This window comes from Plantactinospora endophytica, assembly GCF_016862915.1.
GTDB lineage: Bacteria > Actinomycetota > Actinomycetes > Mycobacteriales > Micromonosporaceae > Plantactinospora > Plantactinospora endophytica.
Genome location: NZ_BONW01000008.1, coordinates 152,584 through 168,433 on the forward strand (window position 1 = coordinate 152,584; position 15,850 = coordinate 168,433).

General features: G+C 71.6%; 13 protein-coding genes. 5 read left to right on the forward strand and 8 right to left on the reverse strand.

The genetic code is table 11. From position 1 onward, the window contains the following. Window positions 1-4: 4 nt before the first annotated feature. A complete protein-coding gene (locus tag Pen02_RS10235) occupies window positions 5-1,468 on the forward strand; it encodes a hypothetical protein (RefSeq protein ID WP_203865706.1) in 1,464 nt (487 codons plus the stop codon). On the opposite strand, the gene Pen02_RS10240 is transcribed toward Pen02_RS10235, so the two are convergent. From Pen02_RS10240 to Pen02_RS10265, 6 genes are all read right to left on the reverse strand, one after another. After that, window positions 1,436-3,652, reverse strand: a complete 2,217-nt coding sequence (locus tag Pen02_RS10240) for a xanthine dehydrogenase family protein molybdopterin-binding subunit (RefSeq protein WP_203865707.1) — start codon at window positions 3,650-3,652, stop codon at window positions 1,436-1,438. The genes Pen02_RS10235 and Pen02_RS10240 overlap by 33 nt on opposite strands. Beyond that, complete coding sequence (locus tag Pen02_RS10245; RefSeq protein WP_203865708.1) at window positions 3,649-4,626, reverse strand: FAD binding domain-containing protein; 978 nt, start codon at window positions 4,624-4,626, stop codon at window positions 3,649-3,651. Before Pen02_RS10245 ends, Pen02_RS10240 begins: the two co-directional genes overlap by 4 nt. Next, window positions 4,623-5,120: a (2Fe-2S)-binding protein gene (locus Pen02_RS10250; RefSeq protein WP_372445599.1), complete on the reverse strand. Its 498-nt coding sequence runs from the start codon at window positions 5,118-5,120 to the stop codon at window positions 4,623-4,625. Before Pen02_RS10250 ends, Pen02_RS10245 begins: the two co-directional genes overlap by 4 nt. A 329-nt stretch (window positions 5,121-5,449) precedes the next feature. Next, complete coding sequence (locus tag Pen02_RS10255) at window positions 5,450-5,899, reverse strand: hypothetical protein (RefSeq protein ID WP_203865710.1); 450 nt, start codon at window positions 5,897-5,899, stop codon at window positions 5,450-5,452. Then, window positions 5,896-6,105, reverse strand: coding sequence for a hypothetical protein (locus Pen02_RS10260; protein ID WP_203865711.1), 210 nt, complete (start codon window positions 6,103-6,105; stop codon window positions 5,896-5,898). Before Pen02_RS10260 ends, Pen02_RS10255 begins: the two co-directional genes overlap by 4 nt. A 245-nt stretch (window positions 6,106-6,350) precedes the next feature. Beyond that, window positions 6,351-7,523, reverse strand: a complete 1,173-nt coding sequence (locus Pen02_RS10265; RefSeq protein ID WP_203865712.1) for an NsdA family TPR-like regulatory protein — start codon at window positions 7,521-7,523, stop codon at window positions 6,351-6,353. A gap of 187 nt (window positions 7,524-7,710) precedes the next feature. On the opposite strand from Pen02_RS10265, the gene Pen02_RS10270 reads away from it, so the two are divergent. Continuing rightward, window positions 7,711-8,517 (forward strand): hypothetical protein, encoded by an 807-nt coding sequence (locus tag Pen02_RS10270; RefSeq protein ID WP_239140409.1) that lies wholly within the window; start codon window positions 7,711-7,713, stop codon window positions 8,515-8,517. 148 nt (window positions 8,518-8,665) lie between these two features. Next, window positions 8,666-9,517 carry an SAM-dependent methyltransferase gene (locus Pen02_RS10275; RefSeq protein ID WP_203865713.1) on the forward strand — a complete coding sequence of 284 codons (852 nt, stop codon included), beginning with the start codon at window positions 8,666-8,668 and terminating at the stop codon, window positions 9,515-9,517. Window positions 9,518-9,584: 67 nt separating this feature from the next. Here the strand turns inward: Pen02_RS10275 and Pen02_RS10280 are convergent, their stop codons facing one another. Further along, window positions 9,585-11,981 carry a M64 family metallopeptidase gene (locus Pen02_RS10280; protein ID WP_203865714.1) on the reverse strand — a complete coding sequence of 799 codons (2,397 nt, stop codon included), beginning with the start codon at window positions 11,979-11,981 and terminating at the stop codon, window positions 9,585-9,587. A gap of 230 nt (window positions 11,982-12,211) precedes the next feature. Here Pen02_RS10280 and Pen02_RS10285 point away from each other — a divergent pair, with 230 nt between their 5' ends. Further along, window positions 12,212-13,246 carry a TRM11 family SAM-dependent methyltransferase gene (locus tag Pen02_RS10285; RefSeq protein ID WP_203865715.1) on the forward strand — a complete coding sequence of 345 codons (1,035 nt, stop codon included), beginning with the start codon at window positions 12,212-12,214 and terminating at the stop codon, window positions 13,244-13,246. Between the two features lie 124 nt (window positions 13,247-13,370). Here the strand turns inward: Pen02_RS10285 and Pen02_RS42800 are convergent, their stop codons facing one another. After that, window positions 13,371-14,309, reverse strand: coding sequence for a golvesin C-terminal-like domain-containing protein (locus tag Pen02_RS42800; protein WP_203865716.1), 939 nt, complete (start codon window positions 14,307-14,309; stop codon window positions 13,371-13,373). A gap of 249 nt (window positions 14,310-14,558) precedes the next feature. Between Pen02_RS42800 and Pen02_RS10295 the strand changes: the two genes are divergently transcribed. Then, window positions 14,559-15,665, forward strand: coding sequence for an L-dopachrome tautomerase-related protein (locus Pen02_RS10295; RefSeq protein WP_203865717.1), 1,107 nt, complete (start codon window positions 14,559-14,561; stop codon window positions 15,663-15,665). Window positions 15,666-15,850 lie beyond the last annotated feature (185 nt).

The following is a 15,850-nucleotide window of genomic DNA, read 5'->3' on the forward strand; positions in this document are numbered from 1 at the left end:
CGGGGTGTCCGGAAGATCCGTCGCGCGCCGGGTGCTGCGCTGGTCGTACCTGTTCCTCGCCGTCGTGGTCACGGCCGGCGCGGCGATCGGGGTGGTCCGGCTGGTCGCGCCCGCCACGGCCGGTCCCACCGCCGACCCGCCCGGGGTACGCCGCCAGCTCTCCTTCCTCCGCGCCGAACTGGACAGCGGCGCCGGTACGGCCGCACAGCAGCTCTTTCCCGAGGGCTACTTCTTCCTGCACACCCTCTACGGGCTGAGCTGGGTCGAGCTGGGTCAGCGGGCGGCCGAGGACGACCGGGAAACCGCGCTGCGGGAGGCGCGCTGGGCGCTGGACCGGCTGGATTCACCGGCCGGCCGTGAACCGTTCAGCCCCGACCTCACCCCGTCGTACGGGGTCTTCTACCGGGGCTGGGCCAACTGGCTGCGCGGCGGGGTACTGAGCCTGCAACCCGATCGGTCCCGCGATCCGGCCGAACTGGCCCGGTTCACCGACGACTCGGTCGCGCTCGGGGCGGCCTTCGACGCGTCGGCGTCGCCGTACCTGCCGGCGTACCCGGGACAGGCGTGGCCGGTCGACTCCACCGTGGCGGTCGCCTCGCTGCGGCTGCACGACGCACTGCTGCCGGCCCGGTTCGGCGGTACCGTCGACCGCTGGCTGGCCGGGGTGCGCCAGCGGCTCGATCCGGGGACCGGGCTGCTGCCGCACCGGGTCGACGCGGAGACCGGGGAGCCGGTGGAGGTGGCCCGGGCCACGTCGCAGAGCATGCTCCTGCGCTTCCTGGTCGACGTCGACCCGGCCTTCGCCCGCGAGCAGTATCTCGGCTTCCGGGACCGGTTCGTGCCCACCCCGCTCGGGCTCGGCCCGGCCGTCCGGGAGTACCCGACGGGGATGTCCGGCCCGGGTGACGTCGACTCCGGCCCGCTGCTGCTCGGGGTCAGCCTCTCCGCGACCGTGGTGACCCTGGGCACCGCCCAGGTGCACGGCGACGCCGCCCTCGCCGGCGCACTGGCGAACTACGGCGAGCTGGCCGGCGTACCCGTGGACACTCCGTGGTCCAAGCGGTACGCCTTCGGTGCGATGCCGATCGGCGACGCCTTCCTGGCCTGGTCGAAGACGGCCAGGCCATGGGTGTCGGCGCCCGCCGCCGCTCCGCCGGAATCGATCTCCGGCTGGTGGCGACTGCCGCTGCTCACCCTGCTGGTGCTGGTCGGCGCGGCCCCCTGGCTGCCGGCGCTCCTCGCCCGGCGCCGCCGCCGGCCCGCGCCGTCCCGGGGTGGCCCGCCACCCTCTGCCGAGGCGCCGCTTCCCGCAAAGCTGCTGCGTTCTGCCGGGGTGCTGCCTTCTGCCGAGGCCCCGCCTCCTGCTGAAGTGCGACCTTCTGCCGAGGTGCTGCCTCCCGGTGGCGGGGCGCGGCCGTCGGGCGGGCCGCCGGGGTCAGGCGAGCAGCTTGTCCAGGGTGATCGGTAGCTCGCGGATCCGCCGGCCGGTGGCGTTGTGCACGGCGTTGCCGATCGCGGCGGCGACGCCGACCGTGCCCAGTTCGCCGATGCCCCGGGCACCCAACGGGTTGAACAGCAGGTCCGGGTGGTTCAGGAAGTGCACGTCGATCGCGGGGACGTCGGCGTTCACCGGCAGCAGGTAGTCGGCGAAGTTGCCGTTGGCGATCCGGCCGGTCTCCGGCTCGACGACGGCACCCTCCAGCAGCGCCTGGCCGATGCCGAAGATGACGGCGCCGACGATCTGGCTGCGGGCGGTCTTGGCGTTGATGATCGCGCCGCCGTCGATCACGGTGGTGATCCGGCTCAGCCGAGGTTCGCCGGTGAACCGGTTGACCCGGACCTCGCAGAAGTGCGCGCCGAACGAGGTGAACGCGTGCTGCCCGTGCTCCGGGCCGGGGGCGGCGGTGCCGGTCGCCCCGACACCGGGCGAGTCGACCGCGCGCAACAGGTCCGGGAAGGCGATCCGCTGGTCGGGGGCGACGAGTTGCCCTTGGTCGTACCGGACGTCGGCGGCGGGTACGCCGTGCAGCGGCGAGCGTTCGTCGGTGACGGCGAGGGTGATCAGCGCGGTGATCGCGGCCTGCGCGGCGGCGGCCACCGCCGGTCCGGTACTCGCGGTGGCCCCCGAGCCGAACGCTCCGATGTTGGCGGCCAGGGTGGAGTCGCCGAGGTCGCTGCGGACCCGGGAGATCGGCAGGCCGAGCGCCTGCGCGCCGAGTACGGCCAGCACGGTCCACATCCCGGTGCCGAGGTCGGCGGTGGCGCTGGAGACCGACACGTCCCCGTCCGGCTGGAACCGTACCTGCACCGAGGCCGGGAACCGCTCGCCCGGATAGTTGGCGGTCGCCGTCCCCATCCCGACCAGCCACTCGCCGCGTACGACGGCGCCCGGCACCGGGTTGCGGCGGTCCCAGCCGAACCGCTGTGCCCCGACCCGGTAGCACTCGGCCAGGTGCTTGCTCGACCACGGCACGTTCCGGCCGGGATAGACGGTGGCATTGTTGCGCAGCCGCAGCTCGACCGGGTCCAGCCGCAGTTCGGTGGCGAGTTCGTCGAGCGCCGTCTCCAGGGCGAACGAGCCGGACTCCTGGCCGGGCGCCCGCATCCAGGTCGGCGGCGGTACGTCCAGCGTCACGATCTTCTGGTCCAGGTGCAGGTTCTCCGTCTTGTAGAGGTAGCGCGAGGTGGTGTGCGCCGAACTCTCGAAGATGCCGCCCGAGGCGGACTGGCTGGACCACACCTGGTGCTTGACCGCGACCAGGGTGCCGTCGCGGCGGGCGCCGAGGCTGACCGTCTGGCGTACGGCGGAACGGTTGCCGCTGACCGTGAAGGTCTGCTCCCGGGTCAGCACCACCTTCACCGGCCGGCCCAGGGTACGCGCGGCAGCCGCCGCGAGCAGCGGATGTGCCCAGGTGGCGATCTTGTTGCCGAAGCCGCCGCCGACGTGTGGACTGACCACCCGCACCTGGGCCGCCTCGATGCCCAGTGCCGCTGCCATCGTGCCGACCGTCAGCGAGGTGCTCTGGGTGCCGCTGTAGAGCACGAGTTGCCCGCCCTGCCAGTCGGCCACGCAGGCGTGCGGCTCCATCGCGCTGTGGTGCTTGCCCGGCTGCTGGTAGGTGCCGGTGACGGTCACCTCGCTGGCCGCCAGCGCCTCGTCGATCGAGTCGACCCCGTCGGCCAGGAACTCCAGCCGGGCCGGCTCGCCCATGAACGGGCCCGGGTCGGTGGCCCCCGGAATGCCGTCTGTGAAGGAGACCGCCGCCGGGCGTACCTCGTAGTCGGCCCGGACCAGCGCGGCGGCGTCCCGGGCCTGCTCGAACGTCTCCGCCACGACCAGCCCGATCGCCTGGCCGTGGTAGCGCACCTCGGCGTCCTGCAACGGCAGCCAACTGTGCCCGACGCTGAACGGGTTGCCCCCGCCGCGCAGGGCCAGTGACTGGAAGGGGGTGTAGACCGCCAGCACCCCGGGGGAGCGTTCGGCGGCGGCGACGTCCATCGCCCGGATGGTGCCCCGGGCGACGGTGCTGAGCACCAGGTAGCCGTAGCCGAGCCGCTCGACGGGCTGGTCGGCGGCGTACCGGGCGGCGCCGGTGACCTTGAGTCGGCCGTCGACCCGGTTGACCGAGACCGTCCGTGCGGTGCCGCTCACCTCGATCCTCCCAGGTTCGTCAGGGCGCGCACGATGGTGCGCCGGACCAGCGTCGTCTTGAACCCGTTGTGCGCCAGCGGGCGGGCCGCCTCGACGGCGAGTGCGGCTGCCGCCTCGTACACCTCCGGCCGGGCCGCCTTGCCGCGTAGCGCGTCCTCCACCGTCGGCAGCCGCCACGGCCGGGTGCCGACCCCGCCGACCGCCACCCGTACGTCCCGGATCACGCCACCGCGCAGGTCCAGCGCCACCGCCGCCGAGGCGAGCGCGAACTCGTAGGACTGCCGGTCCCGGATCTTCAGGTACGCCGACCGCGTCGCCCAGGGCAGCGCCGGCACCGTGATCCGGGTGACCAGTTCGCCAGGGCGCAGGTCGTGTTCCCGCTCCGGGGTGTCCCCGGGCAGCAGGTAGAAGTCGGCGAGCCGGACGTCCCGGGTTCCGGTGCGGCCGGTCAGCCGGACCCGGGCGTCCAGCGCGACCAGGGCCACCGCCAGATCGCTGGGGTGGGTGGCGACGCAGGAGTCACTGGTGCCGAGGATGGCGTGCCCCCGGTTCTCGCCGTCGACGGCCGGGCAGCCGGAACCGGGCTGCCGCTTGTTGCACGGGGTACTGGTGTCCCGGAAGTATCCGCAGCGGACCCGTTGCAGCAGGTTGCCGCCGATGCTCGCCATGTTGCGCAACTGCGGCGACGCGCTGCGCAGCAGAGCCTGGGCGATCACCGGATAGCCCGTGCCGACCAGTGGGTGTCCGGCGACGTCGGTCATCCGTTCCAGTGCGCCGATGTGCAGCCCGTCCCGGTCGGCCGAGACGCCGCGCAGTGGCAGCCGGTTGATGTCGACCACCCGCTGCGGGGTCATCACCTCCAGCTTCATCAGGTCCACCAGGGTCGTCCCGCCGGCCAGGTACGCCGTGCCGGTACCGCCGCCGGCCAGCGCCTGCGGCACGCTCTGCGCGCTCGCGTACTCGAAGGGCCTCACCGGTCCGCTCCCGCCTGCCGGACCGCCGCCACGATGTTCTCGTACGCCCCGCAGCGGCAGATGTTGCCGGACATGTGTTCGCGGATCTCGTCGTCCGAGCCGGTGTGCCCCTCGTCGAGCAGCGCCACCGCCGACATGATCTGCCCGGAGGTGCAGAACCCGCACTGGAAGGCGTCGCAGTCGATGAACGCCTGCTGTACCGGGTGCAGTTGGTCGCCGTCGGCCAGGCCCTCGACGGTGGTGACCCGGCGGCCGGCGGTGGCCGCCACCAGGGTCAGGCAGGCGAGCACCCGGCGACCGTCGACGTGCACCGTGCAGGCGCCGCACTGGCCCCGGTCGCAGCCCTTCTTCGAGCCGGTCAGGCCGAGCCGTTCGCGCAGCGCGTCCAGCAGGGTCACCCGGGCGTCGACCCGCAGCCGCTCGGTACGGCCGTTGACCACCAGTGCGATCTCGACGGTCGCCGTGCCGGCCGGCTCGGGTGCCGGTGCCGCCACGGCCGGCGCCGCGAGTCCGGTGTCGATCGCCGTCCCGGCGGTGCTGCCGACGGCCAGTCCGGCCGACGCGACGGCGGTACCGCGCAGCACCCCGCGCCGGGACACTGTGGACGGTGGGAAGTCGACAGGGGGCGAGCCCGATCCGGACCCACTACTCATGACACACCTCCGGACGTGCCGCCGGCCGGTGCGGGGCGCGTACGGGTACGCGCGGTGCGGTGGGGCACCGGAACACGGCCGGGGCCTCCCAGTTAACCAAAGAAGATCGTCGATGTCGACGCTCTGTCGGCCCGCATTCGTACCGATCGTGCTCGAATGATCGCGATCGGTCAATCCGGTCCGGCTTCCGATCCGTACACGTCGCGTCCGTCCGACCCCAGGCCGGTGATCCGGCGGAGGTCGGCCACCGACGGGGTTGGCCCCCGCAACGCCCGCTCGATGCGCGGGTTCGGTATCGGTGGCATCCACGAGTCGTGCACCGTGTTCAACCAGGTCAAGGCGATTCCGCCGGGCTCGCAGTCCGGCAGCAGACATGGGGAGCAGAGCCCGTCGTCGCCGGGCCAGTGCACTTCGGCCACCCGGCGGGCCGCCAACCTGACCGGCCACTCCAGGTCGTCCGGGACCTTGCCGGCTTCCAGGATCGTCACCTTCAACGCCCACTCCAGCATCCAGCAGCGCCGGTCGCGGCAGTGCCGGCAGTCGCCCTCGGCGTGCTCGCGGACAATGCGGTGGGCGGCGGTGCTCGGGGATCCCTCCGGTTCCTCCGGCACCATGCTCACGGCGTCCCGTCCGGGCTCGGCCAGGTTGCGTTCATCAGGATCGCCGCCGCGTGGCTCCGCAACCACTCCTGGTCGGTCCGTCGGCGTACCGCGCCGAGCAGTGCCATGCACCCACCTCGAGGAGCGCACTCGTCGCACCGGCCGCCGTTGGTGTGCGCCTCGAATATCCGCTGGTCTGTGGCCAGCAGCTCCGGAATAGTCACCATCACGCTCCTTCCGGTCGTGGCGCCCCGGATCTCAGATCACGGAGCGCCACTCTCCACCTGATTCGGCGCCGGTCCGGGCCTGAACGGGGGACCAAGCCCGGACCGGCCGGAAGGCGTGTGCGGTGGGCTCCGCTGGGAGCCCGATCACGCTTTCCTGTCGGTAGTCTCAGAGCAACGCAGGGTGCCAGGCCAGGGTAAGGCCGTCCGCTGGCGTAGGCCGCCGTCCGCTGGCGGCGTGGGAGACGTCAGCGATACGGCCGGTACGTCTCGTAGGCATCTCGAAGATCTCGTGCCTCGCTGATGCCGGTGCCCTCGACCCGGGTGACGACCTCCGTCGCGCGCCACCAGTTCGACGCCACCACCCTGCCGGACGTGATCGCGGCTTCGGCTACGGCTGAAGCTTCGTCGGGCTTGCCTGCGGCCAGTAACGCCAAGCCGAGGTCGAGCCGTGCCGACGCCGTACGTCTCGGCCGGCCGGCGCCGTCGAGATCCGCGACCACCTCGCGGGCGTACCTCTCGGCGGCAGGGTCGCCGACCCAGGCCAGCGTCGTCGCGGTGTACGACAGTGCCTTGCCCGGGTCGTACCGGTAGTGGTGTTCGGGGCGGTCAGGGGGCGGCAGCGGGGAAGCCAGTCGGGCGACCCGGTCCAGCGCCGAACGGGTCTCGCGTCGGTGTCCCATCCGTGCCCAGGCGCGCCCCTCCTGGGCGGTCGCCTGGATGTACGCCGAACTGCCCCGTGGTGCCACAGCCTGCGCCTGCCGGGACAGGTCGAGCGCCCGGCGGTAGTCGCCGCCGGTCAACACCTCCCATGCGCGGGTCTCCAGGCACCACGCCTGGATCTCCCGGTGCTCGGCGTGACCGGCAAGTTGCGCGGCTGCGGCCAGGTGTCGATCCGCCGCCGCCCGCTGCCGCAGGTCGATGTGCACGGTGGCCCGGAGCAGTGCCAACCATCCGCCGGCCACGAGCAGCCGACGGTGCTGTTCGAGCGTGCACCGGCTGCCCAACAGCCTGCCGATCTGGGCCAGAGCCTGCCGGACCTGAGGAAGCAGATCCGTAGGACGGGTCGTCGCGTACCCGCTCGCCAGATCGTCGACCGCGCGCTCGATGTGGTCGAGCACATCCGCGCCTACGCCACTTGCGTCGGCCAGGCGGAGCAGTTCCAGCGCCTCGGCCTCGTCCCGGTCCGATGTCGATGCCGCGACAAGCGAGGCAAGGCGGCCGTTCGCGTCCAGAACCTGGTCAAGGTGGTGGGCGACTTCCGTGCTGGGCTGCTTCCGACCGGTCTCCAACTCGTGCAGGTGGCTCTTGGCGCGATGAGCCAGCCGACCGAGGTCGCGCAGCGACAGGCCACGGTCGAGTCGGAGTCGACGGAGGGTCTGGGCGAAGTACGGGTCGACGTCGGGCACGGTGGATCCCATCCCAGGTAGCGGACTGGGTGACGCCCCGCCGGCCGCTACTGTGGCGGGCCGTTGGTTCGGACGGTACAAGAGCGGCGACGTCACCGTACCGGTTCTGCCGGTTGTGGGATGCGTGCCGCCGCCCCTCGCCGCCCACCAGTTGAGGCGGGGTAGCGACCTCCATCGATATCTGTCATGCTTCTGCGCCATGGCCGGGTTGACGAAGCGGGTTCCCCTGATCCTCCTCACCGCCGTCGCGGTGCTCGCCAGCGGCGGCGCCGCGCAGGCCGGCGACGGCCCGTCCGGGCACGGCGGTGGCGGTCCAGGCGCCTGCGGTCCGCGTACGTTGCTGTTCTGCGAGGACTTCGAACGGCTGCCGACCGGCGGCGCCGCGTCGCTGGCCTGGGGGATCGACACCAAGGACGGGACGCTGACCGTCGAGCGGCAGCGGCGTGACAAGGTGCTGCGGGTGCACACCGAGGGGAACGGCCGGGCCTTTCTCAAGGTGGACGACTTCGCCGCACCCGGCAACAGCTTCTACGGCCGGATCCGGTTGAAGGTGGACGCCTTCCCGACCGCACCCGACTGGGCGCACTTCACCCTCGTGGAGGCGACCGGTCCGGGCAGCGCCGAGGTGGTCCGGCCGATCGGCGGCCAGTGGGCCCCACCGCTCGGCGCGTCGTACTGGGGGATCGGCGCCGACGGCGGCCCGACCGGCGACTGGACCAACTGGCGGGAGTCCGCGCCGACCGTCGAGGACCGGTGGCAGTGCTTCGAGTGGCAGTGGGACGCCGCCGACAACCGGGTCGCGGTCTGGATCGACGGCGTCGCCCAGCCGGAGATGACGGTGAACACCACCGAACACGGCGGCAACCCGGTCGACTTCGTGCTGCCCCGGGCCGACACGGTGAAGATCGGCTGGCAGCTCTACCAGGGTGGCCCCACGCCGGACCACTTCGACCTGTGGCTGGACGACATCGCCCTCGCCCCGCACCGGGTCGGCTGCGGTCGCTGAGTCCGCCAGGGGCGGCGCCTTCCGGCACGGAGCGTGACACGCGATCCGATCAACGCTCGCAAAGCGAGGGTCGACGGAGGGGATACCCTGGTGTTCCGTCCCCCTGATCCGTACGGAGAGTTGATCTCGTGACCGCCCCCGACCTCTCGTGACCGCCCCCAACGACGGAGGCTACCCCGCCTTCCCGATCGACGTCCCGACCTCCGCCCGGATGTACGACTATTCCCTCGGCGGCAAGGACAACTTCCCGGTGGACCGGGCGGCGGTGCAGTTCGTCAACTCGCAGTATCCGGCCAGTCTGGACGTGACCCGGGAGAACCGGCTCTTCCTCTACCGGGCGGTCCGGTTCCTCGCCCGTGACCTGGGCATCCAGCAGTTCCTCGACCTGGGCAGCGGGCTGCCGACCCAGGCGAACGTGCACCAGGTGGCGCAGCGGTTCCAGCCCGGCGCCCGGGTGGTCTACGTCGACTCCGACCCGATCGTGCTGGCGCACGGGCGTGCCCTGCTGGCCGACGACGAGACGACCCGGGTGATCGCCGCCGACGTCACCGAGCCGGAGCGGATCCTGGCCGACGAGGACGTCCGCAAGATGATCGACTTCTCTCGGCCGGTCGGAGTGCTGTTGCTCTCCGTGACCCATTCCATCGTCGACGACGACAAGATCCGGCACCTACTCGCAGTGATCCGCGAGGCGATGAGTTCGGACAGCTACCTGTGCTACTCGCAGTTGGCCGGTACGGACCAGGCGGGGGTGGACGCCGGCAACGCGATGGTGGCGAAGATGGGCATCACCTGGAAGAACCGGATGGTCGACGAGGTGGCCGAGTTCGTCCGCGACTTCGAGCCGGTCGAGCCGGGGCTGGTCGACGTCAAGACGTGGCGCCCGGATCCCGACCAGCCGCCGCTGGCGCCGGTCGACGAGGCGCTCCGCCCCTACCTGGGCAAGGGTGCCGAGGAGACCCGGTTCTACGAGTACGGTGGCGTGCTGCGCCGGCCCTGACGGCTCGGGCCGCCTGTGGTGGGACGATGCCGGGGCACCGCCCCACCACAGGTGTCACCGCGTCAGGTCAGAGCCGGGCGCAGTCGCCGGAGCGCAGCCCCCGGACCTCGTTGCGGGCGCCGAAGTCGGCGACCGTGCCGTTGCCGGTGCAGGAGAGCGCGCCGGTGATCCGGTTGCCGGCCAGCGTCAGCCCGTGTGCACCGGCCGCGTTGCCGGTCAACCGGACCGCGCCGCTGAACGTGCTGCCGGCGCTCGTGACCGAGCCCGTCGTCCCGCTGACCTGGACCGATCCGCTGACCGTGGTGCCGAGAAACTGCACCACGGCGGCCCGGTCGGTGCTGATCCCGCCGGCCACCGTGCCGCCCGAGACGACCAGCGAGGCCCCCGGACGTACGCTGATCCGGCCGGCCACCCGCGCGTCCCGCAGGCAGGTCACCCCGCTGTCGACGGTCAGGTTGCCGGCCTGGGCCCCGGAGATCGTCCTGGTGCAGGCCGGTGACGAACCGGGCAGTACGGTGGCCTTGAACTCGTCCGCCGAGCCGATGTTGCCGGCCGCGTCGATCGCCCGGTGCTCGACGGTGTGCGTGCCGTAGCCCGGCTCGGTCTCCTCGAAGACCGCCTTGGACAGCCCGCCCGAGCCGAGGTTGCCGTAGACCAGCGACTTGACGACCGTACCGGTCGGGGTGAACAGGAACGGCGTACCGGCCGGGGCGTCGGGCCAGCCGAAGTAGTTGAACCAGCCGTCCCGGTCCAGCCGGAACTCGCCGACGGTGAACCCGGGCCGGTCGTCGGTCGGGTCGAGCCCCATCGTGAACCGCTCGAAGTAGACCGGGTGCGGGGTGGCGCCCGGCAGCGTCGTGACCGGGGTCGACAGCGTCGCCGTGGTGCCCGCCTCGATGTTGTCGACGGTCCAGGTCCGGGTGTCCGAGTCGCCGCCCGGCGCGGCCGGATCGGTCACCGTGGCGGTGAGCTGGTAGCTGCCCGGCACCAGCCGCAGCGCCCCGAGGTCGAGGTTACGGCTGTTGTGCGGGTTGGCCAGTACCTTGCCGTCCAGCCGCCAGGTCACGTCCAGCACCCGGTCGACCGGGTGCGTGGTCTCGACGTACACCACGTCCTGGCCGCCGACCGAGCGCTCGTCGGTCTGGGTGGAGGCGGTGAACGCCACGTCCACCGGCGACGGTGCGGTCGGCTCGGCGCCGACCGTCCACTGCCGGCTCTGGGTGAACGCCGGCCCGTTGCGGATCGCCGGGTCCCGGACGAACTCGGTCGGGTCCGAGACCGTCACCCGTACGACGTCGCCGGGCTGGACGTCCAGGTCGGCGAGGTCGAGGTTCCGGCTGTTGTTCGTGTCCGGCACCGCCACACCGTCGACCGCCCAGCGCACGTCCAGTTCGTGGTAGGCCGGATGCGGAGTCTCCACCCAGAGCACGTCGTCGCGCCCGACCGCCCGGTCCGTCGGGGTCGAGGAGAGCGCCAGCGCGTTGGTGCCCCGCCGACCGGAGATCCGCTGCGTCATGATCTCCCGGCTGACCTGGTCGTAGTGGAAGCCGATCCAACGCATGATGGAGTGCTCGCTGGGCCGCCAGACGCCGGAGGTGGAGTACATGCCGCTCTCGTAGCGGCCGATCTTCCCGCCGGACTCGCTCTCCTCGCCGAGCCAGCGCCACCACTTCGCCTGCTGGTCGATCATCTGCTGTTCCGTGAGCCGGGTGTGGTGCCGGGAGTCCGGCTCCGCGCAGTTGGTGGTGCAGTACGGTCCGCCGGGGTCGGGCCGGTTCGAGTACGGGTACTCGTCCTGCAACTGTCCGAGGGAGTGGCCCAGCTCGTGCGGGCTGATCAGCGGTCCCTGCGGTGCGCCGCCCGAGGTGGTGGCGTTGGTGCCGCCGATCCCGCCGTACGTGTCGGTGTTGGCGATCGCCAGGATCTGCCGGTTGTTGGCGGTCACCCCGAGCGGGGCGACGAGCTGCTGGAGATAGCGGTTCAGCGCCTGGGTGCCGTACTGCTGGAAGGTGATGCCCCGGGCCAACGGGTTGGTGCAGCCGTCCGAGTAGTGCAGCCCGAGCGGGGTGATCCGGTTCGGGTCCGGCGGGTCGTCGTCCGGGTCGCAGCGGATGCCGGAGGCACCGGAGACGATCTCGATCACGTAGACGTTGAAGTAGTTCCGGTAGCTGCGGTACGGCTCGATGCTCCACTGCACGTTCATGTGCCGGTCCACGTCGGCGTGGAACTTCGGCAGCTCGGCGGCGGTGTAGCCGTCACCGAGCAGGATCAGGTTGAGCCGCTCGCTGGCCGGGCCGGTGACCTGGAGCGGAACGAGGCGGGCACTGCCGACCTCGGGCTCGGCGGCGGCCCGGCCGGGCTGGGCCAGGGTCAGCATCCCGGCTACCAGGGCGAGCGTGGCCAGCCCGGCGATCCTCAACCGGCCCGACATCGTCGGTCTGCGCGAAAGGAACTGTGGTCTCATCGACGTCACCTGCCGGACTCGGGGGTGGTCGGCTCCGGGATCATGCCCGGAACGGAACAGTCGGCATAGATCATCGGGGAAGGCTAACCCGGTGCGGCACGGCCGGTCATCCATCAATTGCCGCAAGTATCCGCCGCCGTCCCGACACCACTGCTGACCTCGCCCGGAGCGGTTCCGGGCGGCCGTCTACCATCTACCGGTCGCAGCCACGCGAATTGCCGGAAGGGCAGATGAGCCAGTACGCGTTGTTGATTTCCCCGTCGTCGAACCGCGTCTACGCGGACGCCTCGGTCGCGCTGACCCGGGCCGAGTTGGCGGTCTTCGACCGGGCCGTGCTCGGCGGCCGGCTCTCCGACATCACGGAGACGGTGCTCGGCGGCGTCCGCTACGTCACCTTCGCCGCCGACCGGCTCGACGAACGGGACGTCGCGTACCTGGCGAACCTGTCGTCGATCTACGTGTTGTTCGAGGTCACCGGTGGGCTGCTCCGGCCGGTCGAGCTGCGCCCGCTGGACCGCTTCGACGACGACCTGCTGACCATCCCGAAGTACCCGGGCAAGACCAACGAGCAGTTCACGAAACTGCTGCTCAACGTGACGCTGCTCGGCTCGGCGTTCGCCCCCGAGATGCTGGACCGGAAGATCCGGGTGCTCGACCCGCTCTGCGGCCGGGGCACCACGCTCAACCAGGCGCTGATGTACGGGTACGACGCCGCCGGGGTGGACCACGACCGGACCGACTTCGAGGCGTACTCGACGTACATCCAGACGTGGCTGAAGCGTAAGCGGGTGAAGCACCGGGCCGAGTCCGGGCCGGTACGCCGAAACCGGCAGGTGGTGGCCCGCCGGTTGCAGGTCAGCCTGGCCGCCGACAAGGAGTCCTACCGGGCGGGGCAGACCCAACTGCTGGACGTGGTGCAGGCGGACACGGTGCGCAGTGGCGAGTTCTTCCGGCCCGGCACCCAGGACGTCCTGGTGGCGGACGCCCCGTACGGCGTACAGCACGGCAGCCGGAGCGCCGGGCGGGGGCTGGCGCGCAGCCCGCTCGACCTGCTCGCCGAGGCGGTGCCGGTCTGGGCGGACCTGCTCCGGCCCGGTGGCGCGCTCGGCATCTCCTGGAACACCAACGTGGCCCGTCGGTCCGAGGCGGCCCGGATCCTCGCCGACGCCGGGCTGGAGGTGCTGGACGACGGCCCGTACCTGGAGTTCGGCCACCGCGTCGACCAGGCGATCGTCCGGGACGTGCTGGTCGCCCGCAGGAACTGACCGCGCTTGCGGTGCCCGACCCGGAGGTGAGGTAGGGCACCGTCCGGCGGTGTGCGCGGCTCGGACATCGGGCCGGGCACCGTCCGGCCGGGGCGGGGTGGCCGGACGGTGCCCGGTTACCGGGTCAGTAGCTGCAACCGCTGGTGGGCAGGCTGGTCGCGGCCGGCGGGGTGACGCCGTCGTAGAGAGCCAGCAGGAAGTTCTGCGGGCAGCGGAGGGTACCGCTGGTGCGGATGCCGAAGTGCAGGTGTGGGCCGGTCGAGTTGCCGGTGTTGCCGGTCGAGCCGATCCGCTGTCCGGCCGTGACGGTGGCACCGGACGCCACCGACCAGGCGGAGAAGTGGCAGTACGTGTAGACCGCCCCGTCGGTGCCGGTCAGGTTGATGCCCTGGCCGCAACTGCTGTCGTTGATCCGGACCACGGTGCCGGCCCGGACGGCGTACGCGGCGGTGCCGGTCGGCACCGGCAGGTCGATCGCCGGGTAGTCGTGGTGCGGGTCGTCGTACTCGCTGCGCGGCAGCGCGGACTTGGGGAGCGGCATCGAGAAGCTGGTGCCGCCACCGGTGGCGGTGGTGATCCGGACCGCGTCGGCGACGACGTACCCGGTGCCGTTGGTCCACCGGCTGACGCCGACCGCGTTGTAGTCCCCGGCGGCGAGCGGGAAGGTGCCCAGGGCGACCCACCGGCCGCCGTTGGTCCGCTGGTTGACCGCGATGCTCTGGTTGCCGTTCGTGGCGGCGACGATGAACGGGGTGGCGTTGTTGTAACCGGGGTCGGCGGGGTAGAAGACCTCCACCAGGTAACTGCCGGCGCTCGGGACGTTGACCTTGAACCAGGCGGCGTCGCTGGCGGTGGTGTCGGGGGTGGCGAAGCGGTAGTCGGGGCCCTGCCGGTCGGTGGACCAGGTGGACGTACCCCAGTTGGCGCTGGCGGTGAAGCGGCCGGCGGTGGCGTTGTCCACGGTCACCGTCGCGGCGCTGGCGGGAGTCGCCGTGAGCAGGATCGGGGCGGCCAGTGCCGCCGCGGTCAGGATGGCCAGGCTACGTGCGTATCCGGTCTTCATCGATGAGCCCTTCGGGCGCAGGCGAGGCGAAAAGTTGAAGGTATTTAACCAATCGCAAGCGTGCTTGGAAAGACTTCTACATCGATACACGGCTGTGTAGGTCGGCGCCGAGGTCAACGCGGTAAGCGGAGTATCCGGGTAAATGTGGCCATTGCGATATTCGGGGGAGTTGTTCGGTTTAGAGTGACGGGGTGGCGGAGCCGGCCGCCGGACCGGCGGCTCGGTACGGGGTGCGCCACGGGGGGCCGGATGAGCGACCAACTGACCACTGACGAGCCGTACGGCCGGCTGGAGACGGTGCACATCTTCCCCGACGCGATGCCGACCGGGGTCAGCGTCTCCCGGCAGGGGCGGATCTTCGTCAACTTCCCGCACTGGGGCGACCAGGTCGAGGCCACCGTCGCCGAGGTACGGGACGGGACCTGCCGGCCCTATCCGGACCAGGACTGGAACAACCCGGCCGGCGACGACGACGCCGGCTCGTTCGTCTCGGTGCAGAGCGTGGTCGTCGACCCGACCGACCGGCTCTGGGTGCTCGACACCGGCCGACCGATGTTCCGACCGGCCCGCCCCGGCGGCCCCAAGCTGGTCTGCGTCGACCTCGACACCGACCTGGTCACCCAGACCATCCTGTTTCCCGAGGACGTGGCCCTGCCGACGTCGTACCTCAACGACGTCCGGTTCGACCTGCGCCGCCGATCGGCCGGGGTCGCCTTCCTCACCGACTCGTCCAACTCCGGTCCGAACGGGATCGTCGTGGTGGACCTGGCCAGCGGAAGCGCCTGGCGTCGGCTGCACGACCATCCGTCCACCAAGGCCGAACCGCCGGCCACGTTCCGGCCGCTGGTCGAGGGGCGGCCGTTCGTGGTCTGCCCGCCCGACGGCCCGCCCAGCCCGGTCGCGATCGGCTCCGACGGGATCGCGCTCTCGGCCGACGGCAGCCGCCTCTACTACTGCCCGCTCGCCTCCCGCCGGTTCTACAGCGTCTCGGTGGACGCCCTGGTCGACCGGTCGCTGGACGACGCCGAGGTGGCCGGGACGATCCGCGACGAGGGCGACAAGGGGTCCGGCTCCGACGGCCTGGAGGCCGACGACGCGGGCCGGCTCTACCTCGGCGCGTACGAGCAGAACGCCATCCTGCGCCGGCACCCCGACGGCCGGTTCGACACCCTGGTACGCGACCCGCGACTGCTCTGGCCGGACACCATGTCGATCAGTGTGGACGGTTACCTCTACGTCACCGCCAACCAGTACCACCGGCAGCCCGACTACTCCGGCGGGGTGGACCGGCGCCGCCGGCCGTACGCCCTGTTCCGGGTCGGCATAGACGCCGGCCCGGTGACACTGGTGCCCTGACGTCGGCGCGATTGCCCTGACGTCGGCACGGTTGCCCTGATCAGAGTTCACTTGATCACGCGGTAGTGATCAACGACAATGTCGAGGGTGGAACCGACCATCCTCCGACATCGAGGATCCGCCGGTGGCGGTACGAAGTTTTCCGTTCCGGGCCGACCCGATCGGGTTGCGGTAACGAGCTATTC

Bases quoted from the DNA above. Each gene is read 5' to 3' on its own strand.
- Pen02_RS10260 (WP_203865711.1), bottom strand. From the start codon at position 6,105: ATGGTGACTATTCCGGAGCTGCTGGCCACAGACCAGCGGATATTCGAG.
- Pen02_RS10265 (WP_203865712.1), bottom strand. From the start codon at position 7,523: ATGGGATCCACCGTGCCCGACGTCGACCCGTACTTCGCCCAGACCCTC.
- Pen02_RS10270 (WP_239140409.1), top strand. From the start codon at position 7,711: ATGGCCGGGTTGACGAAGCGGGTTCCCCTGATCCTCCTCACCGCCGTC.
- Pen02_RS10280 (WP_203865714.1), bottom strand. From the start codon at position 11,981: ATGAGACCACAGTTCCTTTCGCGCAGACCGACGATGTCGGGCCGGTTG.
- Pen02_RS10285 (WP_203865715.1), top strand. From the start codon at position 12,212: ATGAGCCAGTACGCGTTGTTGATTTCCCCGTCGTCGAACCGCGTCTAC.
- Pen02_RS42800 (WP_203865716.1), bottom strand. From the start codon at position 14,309: ATGAAGACCGGATACGCACGTAGCCTGGCCATCCTGACCGCGGCGGCA.
- Pen02_RS10295 (WP_203865717.1), top strand. From the start codon at position 14,559: ATGAGCGACCAACTGACCACTGACGAGCCGTACGGCCGGCTGGAGACG.